This window comes from Pseudomonas sp. SWI36, from assembly GCF_002948105.1.
GTDB lineage: Bacteria > Pseudomonadota > Gammaproteobacteria > Pseudomonadales > Pseudomonadaceae > Aquipseudomonas > Aquipseudomonas alloputida.
In genome coordinates this window covers 5,123,694-5,139,269 of sequence record NZ_CP026675.1, presented here as the reverse complement: position 1 = coordinate 5,139,269, position 15,576 = coordinate 5,123,694, and the positions used below count along the sequence as shown (strand labels likewise).

General features: G+C 60.8%; 11 protein-coding genes and 2 pseudogenes. 5 read left to right on the top strand and 8 right to left on the bottom strand.

The window, feature by feature from the left end; translation table 11 throughout:
- Positions 1-45: 45 nt before the first annotated feature.
- The 3 genes and pseudogenes from C4Q27_RS24480 to gcvA form a co-directional block, all read right to left on the bottom strand.
- Positions 46-1,203 (bottom strand): iron-containing alcohol dehydrogenase, encoded by a 1,158-nt coding sequence (locus tag C4Q27_RS24480; protein ID WP_020191699.1) that lies wholly within the window; start codon positions 1,201-1,203, stop codon positions 46-48.
- A gap of 126 nt (positions 1,204-1,329) precedes the next feature.
- The gene (locus tag C4Q27_RS24475) at positions 1,330-3,828 is read right to left on the bottom strand and encodes a CoA transferase (protein WP_064493296.1); all 2,499 of its coding nucleotides are present in this window, start codon (positions 3,826-3,828) and stop codon (positions 1,330-1,332) included.
- A gap of 205 nt (positions 3,829-4,033) precedes the next feature.
- A pseudogene (gene gcvA / locus C4Q27_RS24470) lies at positions 4,034-4,962 on the bottom strand (transcriptional regulator GcvA).
- A gap of 173 nt (positions 4,963-5,135) precedes the next feature.
- On the opposite strand from gcvA, the gene C4Q27_RS24465 reads away from it, so the two are divergent.
- Both C4Q27_RS24465 and C4Q27_RS24460 read left to right on the top strand, forming a co-directional pair.
- The gene (locus tag C4Q27_RS24465) at positions 5,136-5,675 is read left to right on the top strand and encodes a TetR/AcrR family transcriptional regulator (RefSeq protein ID WP_104887483.1); all 540 of its coding nucleotides are present in this window, start codon (positions 5,136-5,138) and stop codon (positions 5,673-5,675) included.
- Positions 5,676-5,722: 47 nt separating this feature from the next.
- Positions 5,723-6,706: an MDR family oxidoreductase gene (locus C4Q27_RS24460; RefSeq protein WP_064493299.1), complete on the top strand. Its 984-nt coding sequence runs from the start codon at positions 5,723-5,725 to the stop codon at positions 6,704-6,706.
- 247 nt (positions 6,707-6,953) lie between these two features.
- Here C4Q27_RS24460 and C4Q27_RS29475 read toward each other — a convergent pair whose 3' ends face one another.
- From C4Q27_RS29475 to C4Q27_RS24445, 4 genes and pseudogenes are all read right to left on the bottom strand, one after another.
- Positions 6,954-7,055 (bottom strand): peptide-methionine (S)-S-oxide reductase, encoded by a 102-nt coding sequence (locus tag C4Q27_RS29475; RefSeq protein ID WP_177410021.1) that lies wholly within the window; start codon positions 7,053-7,055, stop codon positions 6,954-6,956.
- Positions 7,052-7,975, bottom strand: coding sequence for a homocysteine S-methyltransferase family protein (locus C4Q27_RS24455; RefSeq protein WP_020193690.1), 924 nt, complete (start codon positions 7,973-7,975; stop codon positions 7,052-7,054). Before C4Q27_RS24455 ends, C4Q27_RS29475 begins: the two co-directional genes overlap by 4 nt.
- Entirely contained in the window at positions 7,972-9,018 is a 1,047-nt protein-coding gene (locus C4Q27_RS24450; protein WP_104887482.1) for a glycine betaine ABC transporter substrate-binding protein, read from the bottom strand. The genes C4Q27_RS24455 and C4Q27_RS24450 overlap by 4 nt, the downstream gene beginning before the upstream one ends.
- Positions 9,019-9,026: 8 nt before the next feature.
- Positions 9,027-11,026, bottom strand: a pseudogene (locus tag C4Q27_RS24445) (ATP-binding cassette domain-containing protein).
- A 450-nt stretch (positions 11,027-11,476) separates the two neighbouring features.
- On the opposite strand from C4Q27_RS24445, the gene C4Q27_RS29470 reads away from it, so the two are divergent.
- Genes C4Q27_RS29470 through C4Q27_RS24435 form a run of 3 tightly spaced genes read left to right on the top strand, consistent with a single transcriptional unit; the run spans position 11,477 to position 13,995 of the window.
- Positions 11,477-11,650, top strand: coding sequence for a hypothetical protein (locus C4Q27_RS29470; RefSeq protein ID WP_177410020.1), 174 nt, complete (start codon positions 11,477-11,479; stop codon positions 11,648-11,650).
- 45 nt (positions 11,651-11,695) lie between these two features.
- On the top strand, positions 11,696-12,883 hold the full coding sequence (locus C4Q27_RS24440) for an acyl-CoA dehydrogenase family protein (protein ID WP_004576530.1): 1,188 nt from the start codon (positions 11,696-11,698) through the stop codon (positions 12,881-12,883).
- Between the two features lie 8 nt (positions 12,884-12,891).
- Positions 12,892-13,995 (top strand): sigma-54-dependent Fis family transcriptional regulator, encoded by a 1,104-nt coding sequence (locus C4Q27_RS24435; RefSeq protein WP_003253968.1) that lies wholly within the window; start codon positions 12,892-12,894, stop codon positions 13,993-13,995.
- A gap of 211 nt (positions 13,996-14,206) precedes the next feature.
- Here C4Q27_RS24435 and C4Q27_RS24430 read toward each other — a convergent pair whose 3' ends face one another.
- Positions 14,207-15,532: an ABC transporter substrate-binding protein gene (locus tag C4Q27_RS24430; protein WP_012052696.1), complete on the bottom strand. Its 1,326-nt coding sequence runs from the start codon at positions 15,530-15,532 to the stop codon at positions 14,207-14,209.
- Between the last annotated feature and the right edge of the window lie 44 nt (positions 15,533-15,576).

The window sequence follows — 15,576 nt, the reverse complement described above, 5'->3', positions numbered from 1 at the left end:
GTGAAACTCCACTTTTTGTTATTCAAGTATTGCGTTGCTGTTCGACTACCAAAGGCTGCGGTAAAGCTCGACCATCTCAGCCTCGGTAGGCACACGCGGGTTATTGCCAGGTGAACCGGAAGCCAGCGCCTGAGCGGCCATGGTTGGCATCAGTTCAAAGAACTTTTCGCGATCAATTCCGAATTGTGCCGGGGTGGGAACATTCAGCTCGTCGTTGATAGCCACCAACTCTTCCAGCAGTTTTTCAACTGCGGATTGATCCGTATCGCTTTCAGTAGCGACGCCCATTGCACGCGCGCAATCCGCGTACCGGTCACGTGCAGCGGGGATTGAAAAGGCCGTCACCTCGGGGAGCAGCATGGCGTTCGACAAGCCATGAGGCACATGGAATGCGGCACCGATGGGACGACTCATGCCATGCACCAAAGCAACCGACGCAGACGAGAAAGCAAGACCTGCAAGGGTCGACCCCAGCATGACCGCCTCTCGCGCAACACGGTCGGCCCCGTCGTGGTAGACCTTGCGAAGGTTTGGCCCGATCAGGCGCATGGCGGCCAGTGCCTGGGCATCGCTGAACAGATTCGCTTTTTTGCTGACGTAAGCCTCGATGGCATGCGTCAGCGCATCGATACCGGTGTCCGCCGTCACGCGAGGCGGCAACGAGAGCGTGAGCTCATAGTCGACCAGTGCTGCGACAGGCATGAAGCCGGCGCCGACGCACAGCATTTTTTCGTCAGTCGACTCATCGGTGATGATGGTGAAACGGGTGACTTCGGAGCCAGTGCCGGCAGTCGTTGGAATGGCAATGATCGGCAAACCCATTTCGGTGACATTGCGCGGGAACTTGTAATCGCGCATGACCCCGCCGAACTTGGCCAGGATGCCAATCGCTTTGGCGCTGTCGATCGGGCTTCCGCCGCCCAGTGCGATGATGCTGTCATAGCCTCCCTCCCTGGCGGTTGCTACGCCGGCTTGAATCGAAGCGACAGTAGGCTCGGGGACCGTGTCGGAGAACACGTCGACGTCTATTGCGTGCTCTGCCAGAACGGCGCTGATACGACCGGCATAACCTAACTCAACCATCATTCGGTCAGTGATGATGAGTGGCTTATGGCAGCCGAGGCTGGCCAGGACCTGGTGGATTTGCTGGCTGGCACCGGCACCGGTTTGCAGGATACGTGGGAGGATGCTGTTGTAAGTCATGGCTCTATCTCATTTCTTGGGCATGAACGCGCCCGCGAGCAGCCTTTGGCTCGTGTTCGCTTGCACGGTAAGTCGACAAGCCAGGGGGACCTCTCGAAGGCGCACCCCTTGACCAGCCTTCAGGAGTCAGCTGGGCAGATATTCCTCACTCCAGGAATCACCGATTGCGCCGGCGTCCAGGAGCGACTGAATCTGCGCCTCGGTATAGCCGTAGCGGCCCAATACCTTGCGAGTCGAAGCGCCAAACTTTTCAGCGGGTGGCAGCGCTCGAATTCGCGCTACCCGCGGGCGAATGGCATAAGGATCCAGCTGCGTAACCCGATGACCGCTCGGATGGTCGCTGTAGATGCTGAAGGAGTAGCTGCCATTCTCAGTACCCGGCAGGCCATCAGCGGTACGGCTGTACTGGCTGCGCAGGTGATCGATGTTGTCCGGTACCGCAGCAGCTATGTTGGCAGCCTGCAAACGCGCTTGAAGACCCGAACTGCTCATGCGGCCGATGACGGATTTCAGGTAGGCAACACGATCAGTGGCCGCCGCCAGCCCGCTGAGCTCATCGATTGCCGCGAACTTGTGCAACTCCTGTTCGCAGGCATCCAGGTAGATCCAGCCATCCGCCGTCTTGTAGAACCGGGAAAGGTCGCTGTAGCCAACCACGTCCCGCCCGGACGGCTCATTGAAGGGCGCCCGGCCTGAATAGTCGTAGCAGAACGGGATCTGTACCAGATTGCCCAGTGATGCCAGTGAAGTGCGAGCACGGTAAGCTTGCCCGGAGTGATGCTTGCGATAAAGCGCTGTTGCCACGCCCAGCGCAGCAGCAAACCCGCACATCACATCGATCGTGCCAACGTGAGCATGTTCTTCCGGCGTTTCCATGCCGCCACCAAAGCGCAGCATGATGCCGGTGGTGGCCTGGATCAGGTCGTCATACCCCAGATAATCTGTACGAGGGCCGCGACGTGGGCCGCCGAAACAGTCAAGCTGACAGAAGATCACACCAGGGTTCACCGCCTGCAGGCTCGCCTCATCCAGGCCCAGCGGTGCCAGTTGGCGATCAGGCGCGTTCATGACGATCACGTCGACCTCCCGCACCAGACGATTGAAAACGTCCCGCCCTTCGGGCTTGTTCAGATCAACCAGAACACTTTCCTTGCCACGTGCCGACGACATGCCGAAGACCACGGTATTCCACGGATCATAATTGGGCACGACAGGGTCGAGCTTGATGACGTCTGCCCCGAAGCGGCCCAGGAACGATGTCGAGTGCGGCCCTGCGATCACGTTCGTCAGGTCGAGGATCTTGACACCTTCCAGCCAACCGGCAGGCTTGTCGAGCTTGGCAGGCGGCAATGCACGTACAGGGCGTTCAGACAGCGTTGCCATCGCTTCCTCGAAGCGCACATCGCGACGCGAAACAGGCTTCAGCATGGGTTCTGAACAACCTTCCAACCAGGCAATTGGGCCAGGCTGCTTCATGACGCCGAACTCGCGATCATTGACCTCGACAATCAAACCAGCAGTATTCGAGTGCTCGTCATGGAGCCACTCCTGGGTAGACCTGTGCGGCGCGCCGGGGAAACGCCCTTCACCGAAGATGACTTCCCACTCGGCCGCGGTTTTAGTCAAGAACACGTCCTTCATCCGAGCCGAGATACGTGCAGCCCAATCGGCAGGCAAAGGATAAACGCCCAGGGATGCATTCCCTTCCCATTGATCAATCGGCAGGTAGGGGTCATCAACCTTCGGCAAGCCGGCGGCAACCATTTCTTCGTAGATGCCCATAGCCTGCAAACAGCGCTTGGCATGCTCCCGATGCGATGGGCAAACGGCGTAGAATTTACGGCCATCGGCACATTCATAGGTCCGGTAGAACGGGTCGAGGTACTCCTGCAAATCCTGGTAGCTCAGGTTCATCGGCAGGTTCTCTGCCCGACGACGCTCGCTCTCCTTCTCACGCAGGGTCTTGTAGCGCAGCGGGTAACCATCGATCTTGATCGAGTTGTACGACAGGCCTTCCATCACCGCAGATGCCAAGGGCACTTCGATCTGATCGCCAACACCGTTCTTTTCACGCGCCTGCAAAGCAAGTACCACAGACGACACAGCCAGCATGGTGCCGTACGCTGACGCCAGGGGAAGTGGCGAGAAACTAGGGTTGATGCCCATCAGCACGCGGTTTTGGCCCATATCGGTGAATACACCAGAGGCCGAAGCGATCACCGACTCGGTAGCACGCCATTGCGCGCGCAACTCGTCATCGCTGGCAAACCCTGGAATCGACAAGGTGATCAACTCAGGGCGAGTACGTCGCAGCTCTGCGAAATCGAGGCCCAATCTGGACATGACCCCCGGCCGGAAATTTTCGATCACGATATCGGCACGGGAGATGAGTTCGCGAGCTTGCTGCAGCCCCTCTGGCGCCTTCAGATCCAGGCGCATGCACAGCTTGTTGCGGTTGAGCGTGGCATTTGCCGGGCTGTCCCATAGGGGCCCATCCGGGGGGTCGATATGGACGACTGTGGCCCCAAGATCAGCGAGGATCATCGCGACCGCAGGGCCTGCGATGTACTGCCCGAAATCGATGACATTGACGCCTTGCAAAGGCAATTGGTTGGTTTGCTGCATGAGGATAACCCTAGGTAGCCCGGGCCGCCGATATTCGCCGGCGCGGTTATTGTTGTTATTGAGACCTCGTACTGACCGGACCCTGGACGACTGCACCCTCCAAGGGCTTGCGATGTGCTTGCTACTTTCAGAAATTCGCAGGCAACGCGAAAGCAATAAAAAATGGCCCTAAGGGGCCATTTTTTTTATTGCACGGGTGCTTTGCTTATTGCTGGGGATGTCCGTCCTCTTCAGCACTGGACGCCTCCTTGAAAGACTGGGCCTCTTCGCACAGCCACTGGGCAAAAGCCGCCGCATCGGGATTGACCATGCTGTGAGCTGAATAAACCAGGTAGAACGCTTCTTTGGTCGGTACATGCCGTCCAAGGGGGCGACAAGGCGGCCCTCGTCCAGGAGATGCTTGACCAGTGAAGACCGCGCCAAAGCGACGCCTTGGCCAAGCTCAGCGATCGTCAATGCCGAAATAAGGGTATCGAACTGCATCCCCTGAGACGAATCAACGCTCTCTGCATTATTCTTCTTGAGCCAATAACCCCAGCCTTCCTCGTAGCCCAGCACATGCAGCAAGGGGTGCAGCGCAAGATCCTGAGGGCGTTGCAACGGGCGTTCCTCAGTGATCAATGCAGGTGAACACACGGGCACAAGCGTGTCCCACGTCAGTCGCTCAGCCTTCATGCCAGGCCAGCGCCCTTGCCCGTACCTGATTTCCAGATCGGCATCGAACTCTGTTTCATCTACCCAGATGTTACTTGCAACTCGAATGCTCACATCCGGATGTCTTGCTCCAAATCGGGGTAATCGGGGGGCTATCCAATGTGTGAAGAACACCAGACTGCTGCGGATGCTGAGCACGCTTCGATGCCCCAGCCCAAAGATCTCATCCGTCGATGCAGCGAGGCGCTCAACCGACTCTCTGACCACCGGGAAGTAGGACTTGCCTGCCTCCGTCAGCTCAAGTCCCCGCGGAAGACGCTTGAAAAGCGCTTGGCCTAACTGCGACTCCAAAGCTTTGACCTGCTGACTGATCGCGGCTTGCGTGAGATTGAGTTCCTCAGCAGCATGGGTGAAATTCAATAGCCGGGCAGAAACCTCAAAAGCTCGAAGCCAGTTCAGGGGCGGCAAACGCTTTTTCATAACGCATCCAACACTAGGCTCATCGGGAATCGAATCGCTCTGCGGTTGACATTAGAGACGAACAGTCTAAATTACAACGCATGAATAGCGCCAAACCTGTCCCTCGAAGGGGCCGACCGCCCAAAATCGCGCGTGAGCATGGCGAAACGCTCGAGCTCTTGTTGCGCTGCGGCATGGAAATCCTCACCGAGCAAGGCTTCGCTGCCACCGGCATCGACACCGTGCTCAAACGTATCCAGGTGCCCAAGGGCTCGTTCTATCACTACTTCGACAGCAAAGAAGCATTCGGCCAAGCGGTACTGCAGCGCTATGCCGATTACTTCGCTCGAAAACTCGATCGCTGCTTCAGCGACATGAGCGTGTCACCGCTGCGAAGGCTTTCCAACTTCGTTGAAGAAGCGAAGGTCGGGATGGCCAAGTACCAGTTCCGCAGAGGCTGCCTGGTCGGCAACCTTGGCCAGGAGGTGTTGGTGCTGCCCGCCAGCTTCCGTGAACAACTGGAACTGACGCTTCAGGACTGGGAGGCGCGCTTGTCAACCTGCCTGGAGGAGGCGGTCAAGCAGGGCGAGGTGTCTTGCGAACATGACTGCAAAGCCCTCGCGGCCTATTTCTGGGTTGGCTGGGAGGGTGCCGTGCTTCGGGCACGACTGACGCAGCATGTCCGCCCCCTGGACATTTTTTTCCAAGGTTTTCTGACGGGAATCACTCGTTGATTCCTTTCGGGCAATTTAAAGACAGTCGGTCTAAATAAGGATAAAGCATGTTCAAAGCCATTCTGATTGAGAAGCTGCAAGACAAGTACTCGGCCCGACTCACCGAGCTGCAGGATGATCAGCTACCCAGCGGAAACGTGACGGTGCAGGTGGCCTACAGCACCTTGAACTACAAGGATGCGCTCGCAATCACCGGCAGGGGGCCGGTCGTTCGGCAGTTTCCGATGGTGCCGGGTATCGACCTCGCGGGCACTGTCGAAGCGAGTGACGATCCTCGATACAAACCTGGCGATCGCGTATTGCTCAATGGCTGGGGGGTGGGTGAAAGCCATTGGGGCGGACTTGCTCAAAAGGCGAGGTTGAACGGCGACTGGCTGATTCCCCACCCTGAGCGCTTGAACGAACGCCAAGCCATGGCCATCGGCACCGCTGGATACACCGCCATGCTGTGCTTGATGGCTTTGGAACGCCATGGGCTGAAACCCTCCGATGGGCCGGTGCTGGTCACAGGCGCCACCGGCGGCGTCGGTAGCTTTGCCATTAGCCTTCTCGCCGGTGCCGGGTATACCGTCACTGCAGCCACAGGTAAAGCCAGCGAAGAGGCTTATCTGAAAAGCCTGGGAGCAACGACCATCATCGATCGGGCCGAGCTTTCAGCCCCAGGGCGTCCATTGGCGAAAGAAAAATGGGCAGCCGTTATCGACTCGGTCGGCAGCCATACCCTGGCCAATGCATGCGCAAGCACAATGTCTGAAGGCTTGGTAGCTGCATGTGGATTGGCCCAGGGAATGGATTTCCCGGCAACCGTTGCTCCTTTCATCCTTCGAGGGGTGAGCCTGCTCGGCATCAACAGCGTCACTCAGCCCTTCGAGCGGCGCGTCGAGGCTTGGGAAAGGCTGTCCGATCAGCTGAATCTCGACACACTGTCGTTGATGACCAGAGAAATTAGCCTTGAGGGCGCAATTGCCGCTGCTAATGATCTGATGGATGGTAAAAACCGGGGTCGAATGATTGTAGACGTAAACAGCTGATAGGGTTGTTTGATACTTGGGTAGCAGCCCTGGTCAATGCTTATCGAGGGCCGCCAGGACAAACACCCTGACAGGCAGCTCAACCGCCTCGAAGAACGCCGCTGCGAGTTTACGACGGCGAGCTTGTTCCAGGTGCTTACGCATAGGGTCAGCGGCCGCAAGACGATCACTTGGCTCGAGACAGGCGAGCATCGCGAGGTGCTCGCCTGCCTGCTCACGGCGAGGCGCACTTCGCTGCCCGTCTGCCTCACCCGACGCGGCTGTCGATCACACCGCCAAGCTCGCGCAACGCCCGCTCCAGCCGCCAGAAACAGCCTTCGCCAAGCGCGGCCTCCTCTGTTTCGCTCATTCCATCCCCTGCTTGCAGGCTTGCAGATGCTCGTCAAGTCGGGCGATGTGCTCCGGACCGATGCCGCAGCAGCCGCCCACAATACCAGCCCCCTCCTCGACCCACTGCTGCGCCCACTGCAGGTACGCCTCAGGCCCTAGGTCGCCACGAATATCGAGCAGCGTCTCGTTGGCCTGGGCATCTTCACGTACTGGCGCAAAGGCATTGGCATAGACACCCAGTGCTAACTCGCGAGCTTCCTGCTTCAACACCTGTCTGGCACTGCGCAGCGCTGCGCCCATGCTCTGCGGTTGGCTGCAATTGAATAGCAAGGCGCTGGCCCCCAGTTCAAGGGCCAGCAGAACTGCCTGCTGCACGCTTTCGCCCGAGCGCAACAAAGGCACCGCGTGCTCTGTGTCGGGATCGAGTAACGTGAAGGACAGCCAGAGCGGCTTGCCATCGCCGTCCAGGGCCGCGTGCACGGCGCGCGCTTCGGCCAGGGAGCTCTGGGTTTCCGCCAACCAGAAATCCACATGGGGCGCCAGGCCGCGGATCAATTCACGGTGGATGGCCTGGGAACGGACTGGATCAAACAGGTCCGGGCGATACGACCCCAACGCCGGCGGCAGCGAACCGGCGACCTGCACCAAAGCCCCCGCCTCCTCGGCAGCGCCACGGGCAAGCCGCCCGGACAGTTCAGCCAGCGCCCGCCCGGAGCGGGCAAAGCGTTCCTCGCCAATGTGAAACGGCACCACTGCATAGCTGTTGGTGGTGATCACCCTGGCCCCGGCGGCAATGAACGCTCGGTGGACCTGCGTCACGTATTCGGGCGCTTCGAACAGCGCCAGTGCCGACCATTCCGGCTGCCGGAAGGGTGCGCCGATCCGCTTGAGTTCTCGTCCCATCCCACCATCGAGCAGCGTCCAGGCACGTCGAGTCATTGGGCAGCCACCTGGGTGCCAGTGGCACTCAACCAACGATCGACGGTCGCCTGATTGGCGGCGACCCAGGCTTTGGCCGCCGCATCCGCCGGCTGCTTCTCACGCTCGATCTTGAGGATCAGGTCGTTGAGGGATGCCGGATCGATACTCACGTTTTCCAGAAAGGCGGAAATCCGCGGTGCACGCTGGCGTAGCGCCGAAGACGCGAGGATGTGCACCTTCGCATCGGGATACGCGCAGGTGATGCTGCTCTTGTTGAGCCAGTCGGCATCCACGGTCGGGCTGATGAATTTCCAGCAGCCGTCAGCCTTGTACAGCGGGTCGCCCTTCTTGTTGTCCTGGGCATAGCCATCGAATTGCGGTTCATCAAGACGGCGCAGGTCATAGGCGGAGAAGATCCAGTCCGGTGTGTAGGCGTAGAAAATCACACCACGCTCGGCTTTGTAGGCAGCATCAAGCTTGGCGTAAGTCACCGAGGCCTCCGTGGAGACCGACTCGAAGTTGCCGTCGAAACCGTAATCCTTGGCTTTGATCTGACCGATGTAGGTCGACTCCCAGCCTGCCGGCCCGACCAATAGCTGGGACTTGCCACCTCCCAGCGGAGCGAACAACCTGGCGATCTCTGGCTTCTTCAGGTCATATACCGACTTCACGTTGTACCGATCCTGGATGTAGCCCGGAATGTAGAAACCCTGCACACCGACATAGGGTTGCTTGTTGGGGATCAGCGAACGGGTACCGCCGGTCACGTACTTGGCGAAGGCTGCTGATTGGTTCGGCAGCCAGATGTCGGTCAGCACGTCCACCGAGCCGTCACCCTTGGCAGCGGCGGCGAACAGTACCGGCAGATCACCGGCCAGGTAGGAAACATCGCCGTCAAGGCGATTGGAAATGATGTCGCCGAGGATGTGCTGGATGGCGATGGCGCCGGTCCAGTTCTGCTCGCCAATAACGATCTTGTCCTTGGCAAAGCTTGCTGTCGCTGGTACCAGTGCGGCCAGCAGAGCGAACCCGGCAAGCCCGCGGGAAAGGAATCGGGTCATGGAACCTGTTACTCCTGAGTAGAATGATGACGTTTGCGAAGGGATGCCTGAATGATCCGGTCGGGCACCAGGGCACAAAAAACAATGGCAATACCGGCCAGGACGCCCTCACCACCCTTGATGTTGCGCAAGGCGGTCATGACGTCGTAGCCAAGGCCTCCGGCACCAATCAGTGCTGCCACGACCACCATGGACAGACTCATCACGATGGTCTGGTTCACCCCCAGCAACAGAGAGCCGGAGGCCAATGGCAACTCGACCCGGGTGAGCGTCTGCCAGGGCGTTGCGCCATGGGCGACCGCAGCCTCCACCGCGGCCTTGGGCACCTCCTGAATACCCAGGGCGGTGAGACGGATCATCGGCGCCAGGGCGAAAATCACCGTGGCGATCACCGCCGGCGTCTTACCGACCGAGAAGAAGGCCACTGCCGGAATCAGGTAGACGAAGGTCGGCAAGGTCTGCATGACATCCAACAGCGGCGTGACCAAGCGCCGAGCCAGCGCCCGCTTGGCCAGGAGAATGCCGGTGGGAATGCCGATCAGCAGCGACAGCAGCACCGAAGCGCCGACCAGGGCGATGGTGGAAATCGTACGCTCCCAGAAACCGAACAGGCCGATATAACCCAGGGCTAACGCAGTCGTCAGGGCCAGGATCGCGCCGGCAGAGCGCCAGGCCAGGTAGACCAATGCAAGCGCCGGTACCGGCCACGGAATCCAGCCCAGCGCACCTTCAACGCCATCAATGACGGTGCGCACCGCCACGATCACCCCGACGAATACGCTCTCGAACGTGACCTGAGACCAGCCAATCAACGTGTCGATGGCACCAGCAACTGCCAGCATACTGTCGCGATCGGCGGGAAACTGCACCAGTGCCCCGGCAGCATCCGGCGTCAGGGCGCGCCATACGGTCAGTACCTGACTCACCAGCAGCAGCGCCAAGGGTAAAGCGACGCCCAGGGAGTCACGGCCGTGGCCGTGCAGGCTCACCCAAGCACAACCCAAGCGATTGACCAGCAGCACTGCCAGTGCTGCGGCCGATAGCCACCCCGCCCCTCGCGCCACGCGCCAGCAAGCACGGCCAGGGCCGTCAACTCCAGCAGCAGCGCCAGCCAGAACAGGCCACCTCGTCCGGCGTCAGCGAGCGCTGCCGGGCCCAACACGCTTTGGCGAATCCAATGGTTTGTCGAGCGCGCTTGCACTTCGACCGACGGTGGCTCGCTGAGCACCTCGTCACTAGGCGAGGGAATGCTCGGGCCGATATGCGGCCGATCGTCGAAGAAATCCGCCACCCCCTCGTCCGCCGGCTGTTCAAGCAATTCACCAGGGGTGCCGACCTGAATCAGCCGACCACCGCGCAAGACGGCGATACGATCTGCCAGACGTAACGCCTCACCCGGATCGTGGGTCACCAGCAGCGTCGTGATTCCCCGTTCGCGCACCAGTTGCAGGAAGCGCCCCTGCAAATCACGGCGGATGGTGGGGTCCAGTGCACTGAAGGGTTCGTCCATCAGCAGAATGTCAGGCTCGGTGACCAGTGCTCGCGCAAGCCCGACACGTTGCTGCATGCCACCAGACAACTCGTGGGGCAAACGCTCGCCCCACTCTTTCAGCCCCACCGCCTGCAACTGCCGTTGTGCCGCTGCGCGCCGCGTACTCTCCGGCTCACCGCGCAATTCCAGGGGCAAGGCCACGTTGTCGAGCACGCTTCGATGCGGCAGCAAGCCGAAATGCTGGAACACCATGCCGATGCGCTGCGACCGCAGTTGGCGCAGCGCAGGCTGCGTCAAGTCGCTCAGAACCTCACCGTCGATGAGCACCTCGCCGCTGCTCGGTTCTATCAACCGATTGACGTGGCGCAGCAAAGTCGACTTGCCGCTGCCGGATGTACCCATCAAACAAAGCACTTCGCCACGCCGCACCGCGAGGTTCACTTGCTCAACCGCGTTGCTGGAGCCTGACCGGCTCCCCTCGTAACGTTTGGTGACCGCGCGAAATTCCAGCGCGATAGCATGAATCGATGCAGAGCCAAGGGAGTCTGCGCTGACCCGCGCAGGGGTTTCCAAAGGGTCGTTGGCAATCAGTGGATATTTATCAGCGATCACGTCGCCCCCTGGGATTCAATGGATTCCAGGGCGACGAAGCAGACTCCATGCCAATCGGCCAAACCCCGCGTACTCAAGCGCGAGATGGGTTTTTGTCATGACGGCACGGTGTTGAAGAGGCAGCAACATTGCATGGCTGCTGTTGTGTGGGAAACAGCGAGGAACACGCCTGCGGTCTTAGTTGAACGAAAGCATTGGCAGCCTTGTGAGGCCATTGCATTTGCAATAAATAAATATTCCATACGGGAATATAAATATTATTTATTATTATTTTTAGAGATATGAATCGACTTTTATACTTTCATCAGACCCGCGATGGATCGGGGTAACCGTGTTGGAGAGTTGAAGTTTCTGATGCCAACGTCATTGCCTACCTCCGGCCAATCCCAGGTGCTGTTGCAGCTGCACCCGCTGTTCAGTTTCTTCCAGCCTCTGCAGGCCCGCATCCCGCTAGCCGCAGAACGCACCGCAGCCCTCTTCCATCGCCAAGCGCATGTGCTGAGCAAATTGTCTGAGGCGCCGCTATGAAATGCCCCCCTATCCGCCATCCCACCAGCCAGCGAGGAATGCCGAGTGACAACCCCTCTACGACCTGCCGTGCTTAGCCCCTTGCAGACTGCACGTCGCCTAGCGACGGCGTTCGCCGAAACCGCCGTCGAGCGCGACGAGGCCGGCGGCACACCCAAGGCCCAGCGCGACGCTATCCGCCAGAGCGGCTTGTTGGCGCTGAGCATACCCACCCAGTTCGGCGGCCTCGGCGCTAGCTGGAGCGAAACCCTGGAGGTGGTGCGCGAATTCGCCCGGGTCGACAGTTCCATCGCCCACGTCTTCGGCTTTCAGCACTTGATGCTGGCTACCGTGCGCCTGTTCTCCCGTCGCGATCAGTGGCAACCCTGGTTCGAGCAGACCGCGCGCAAGAACTGGTTCTGGGGCAATGCGCTCAACCCTCTGGACAGCCGCACCGTGCTCACACGCTTCGACGGTTGGTACGAGTTTTCCGGCAAGAAGAGTTTCTGCTCAGGCGCCAGCGACTCGGAAATGCTGATTGCCTCGGCAGTAGATGAAAGTGCTGGCGGCAAGCTGCTGATCGCTGCCATCCCCAGCGGCCGCACCGGTATCACACTGCATGATGACTGGAACAACATGGGCCAGCGCCAGACCGACAGCGGCAGCGCTACTTTCGAGCGCGTGCGCGTCGAAGAGAACGAGATGCTTCTCGACCCCGGCCCGCTGAGCACACCCTTCGCCAGCCTGCGCCCGCTGATCGCCCAGTTGCATTTCGCCAACGTATTCCTTGGTATCACCGAAGGCGCTCTGGAAGAGGCTCGCCATTACACGTTGAAGGAAGGCCGCCCGTGGTTCCGCTCCAAAGCCCGACATGTCAGCGAAGACCCTTACATCCTGCGCCACTACGGCGAGTTCTGGGTCGGTCTGGAAGGCGTGCGCCTGCTGGTGGAGCGCGCCGCTACGCAACTCGACGCGGCCTGGCACAAGGAGCACGCGCTCGGCGCCGAAGAGCGTGCGCAACTGGCGCTGGCCATCGCCACGGCCAAGGTGGCGGCGGCACGCACTGGCCTGGACATCTGCAACCGCCTGTTCGAGGTCACTGGCGCACGCGCGACCCACGCCTCGCTACGCCTCGATCGCTACTGGCGCAACCTGCGTACCCAGAGCCTGCACGACCCGCTGGACTACAAACTCCACGAGCTGGGTGAGTGGGCACTGAGCCAGACGCGACCCACCCCATCTTTCTACTCATAGGAATCGCCATGCAGTTGCTGACCCTCCCCCCTTCGCCGTCACTGGCCACCTCGATCCGGGCGACCGCACAGGTCTTCGAAGACGCTAGATCGCAGGCGCTGCTCGCCCACCTGCAACAGGTCGCCCCCAGCGAGGCCAGCGTCCTGATCATCGGCGAGACCGGCACGGGCAAGGAGCTGGTCGCACGCCACATACACAACCTCAGCGGACGGCGCAACGGCCCCTTCGTCGCGGTGAACTGTGGCGCCTTTTCGGAGTCGCTGGTGGAAGCCGAGCTGTTCGGCCACGAGAAAGGCGCCTTCACCGGCGCCCTGGCGGCCAAGGCCGGCTGGTTCGAGGAGGGCAACGGCGGCACACTGTTCCTCGACGAAATCGGCGACCTGCCCATGGCCATCCAGGTCAAGCTGTTGCGCGTGCTGCAAGAGCGTGAAGTGGTGCGCCTGGGCTCGCGCAAGAGCATCCCCATCGACGTGCGCGTGGTCGCCGCCACCAACGTGCAACTGGACAAGGCCATCGCTGCCGGCAACTTCCGCGAAGACCTGTACTACCGCCTAAACGTGGTCAGCCTGCAACTCTACCCGCTGCGAGAACGCCCGGGCGACATCCTGCCGCTGACCCGACACTTCATCAAGACCTACTGCAACCGCCTGGGTTACGGCGAAGTGCGCCTGTCCCCCGAGGCCGAACGCAAGCTGGTGAGCTACGACTGGCCCGGCAACATCCGCGAGCTGGAAAACGTCATCCACCACACCCTGCTGGTGTGCCGCAATGGCCTGGTGCAGGACGACGACCTGCGCCTGTCGCACCTGCGTATCGAGCGCCAGGACAAGTCGCCGGTGAGCACCGCCGAAAGCGCCGAAGAGCAGTTGCTGCGTGCCTTTCAGCGCCTGTTCGAGGAGCAGGCCGGCAGCCTGCACGAGAAGGTCGAGGACACCCTGCTACGCAGTGCCTATCGTTTCTGCCACTGCAACCAGGTGCACACGGCCAGTCTGCTGGGTCTGAGCCGCAATATCACCCGCGCCCGACTGATCGCCATCGGCGAACTGGTGGTCAATCGGCGCCGGCCAGAGCCCCAGATGCGCCCTGAGCGGGCGATACAACTATCAATCTGAGAGGCCGCCACGCACGATTGCCACCCCCCTGCCAACTACGTGAAGAGGGTTGCGGAGGACAGAAGCGCACGGCCGCGCCCAATGGCGGCAATCGCAACAGACTGGAAGCGGTCCCCAACCTTTGAGCCGGTGTGGGCCTGGTGCGCGGCGGCACCCGGACTGCGCTGGGCTGAAGACAGGCCGGGGGACGCCACCGGCCCTGCCGGCGCGATCAGCCTTCCTGGCTGCAATCACGCGGGGTGATACCCTTCTCTTTGGCATATTGATGCGACGAGGCCTCGATGATCGGCCGCAAAAACGCGCGGTCGGCCTGTACCCAGTCGCTGATCAGTTTCCACTTCTGCCCGTCCCACTGCTGGAAGCGCACCGCACCACCGCCTTCATGGTCGGAGCAGGACAGTTTAAGCGGCTGCACCAGCCCCTTGGCACCGAGTGCCTGCAGGCGGGTATCGTCCAGGTTCAGGTGTTCGAAGCCCCAACGCACCTGCTCGCCACTCAGCGGTTGCCTGCCGAACTTCTCCTGAGCCAGACGCAATGCCTCGACGTTGAGGATGCCGTTGACCACGCCGAGGTTGTAGTACACGGTGCCGAAGCGCTTCGGATCGGCCAGGTCGCCTTGGCCCTTGTCCACCACCGCCTGTTCGATGCCCTGCAGCACCGGGAAGTCGGTACCGGACGGATGCGTGGTGATGGCGATGAAGCCCTTGGCCGCGGCACCGGCAGGCGCCGCGTCTTCCTCGGAGTTGCTCCAGATATTGCCGATGATACGGTCGGCAGGGAAACCGACCTTCTGCGCAGTCTTCAGCGCCACCGGGTTCATCACGCCCCAGCCGCGCAGGATGACCCAGTCCGGCTTCAGGCGGCGGATGTTCAGCCACTGCGATTGTTGCTCGTTGCCGGGGTGCGGCACCTCCAGCAGGGTCAACTCGAACCCGTACTTGTCCGCCAGGGCCTGCAGCACCTCGTTGGTTTCCTTGCCATAGGGCGAACCGTGAAAGAGCGTGACGATCTTCTTGCCCTTGAGGCCCTGCTCGCCGCCTGCCTGCTGTGCGATCCAGTTGACGATGGCCGATACCTCGGAATAGGGATTGAGCTGCAGCGGGAAGACGTAAGGGAACACGCTGCCATCGGTGGAATCGGTACGCCCATGGTTGATGGTGATCAGCGGCAGCTTGTCGGCCGTGGAGCGTTCCAGGGTGGCATACGCGATACCCACCGACAGCGGATTGGTGGCGGCAGCCGGTGCGCCGTTGAGCCCACCCTTGAGGCGCTCGTAGCACTCCACCCCCTTCTCCACGACGTATTCAGTCTCGCACTCGCTCCAGGTCAGCTTGACACCATTCACGCCGCCTTGGGCGTTGACGTACTTGAGGTAATCGATAAAACCACCGAAGAAACCGGTGCCACCTGCGGCATAGGGGCCAACGCGGTAGCTCTGCAGGGGGAAATACTGTTCGTTGGCCGCGTGCACGTTGAGTGCACCGGCCGCCAGGCTCACGGCCAGCGCCAGGCGGCCGAGGACGGATCGGGTCGACATCGTGGTTATCCTTTACAAATCAGTGGGCAGTGACATAAGGCGGG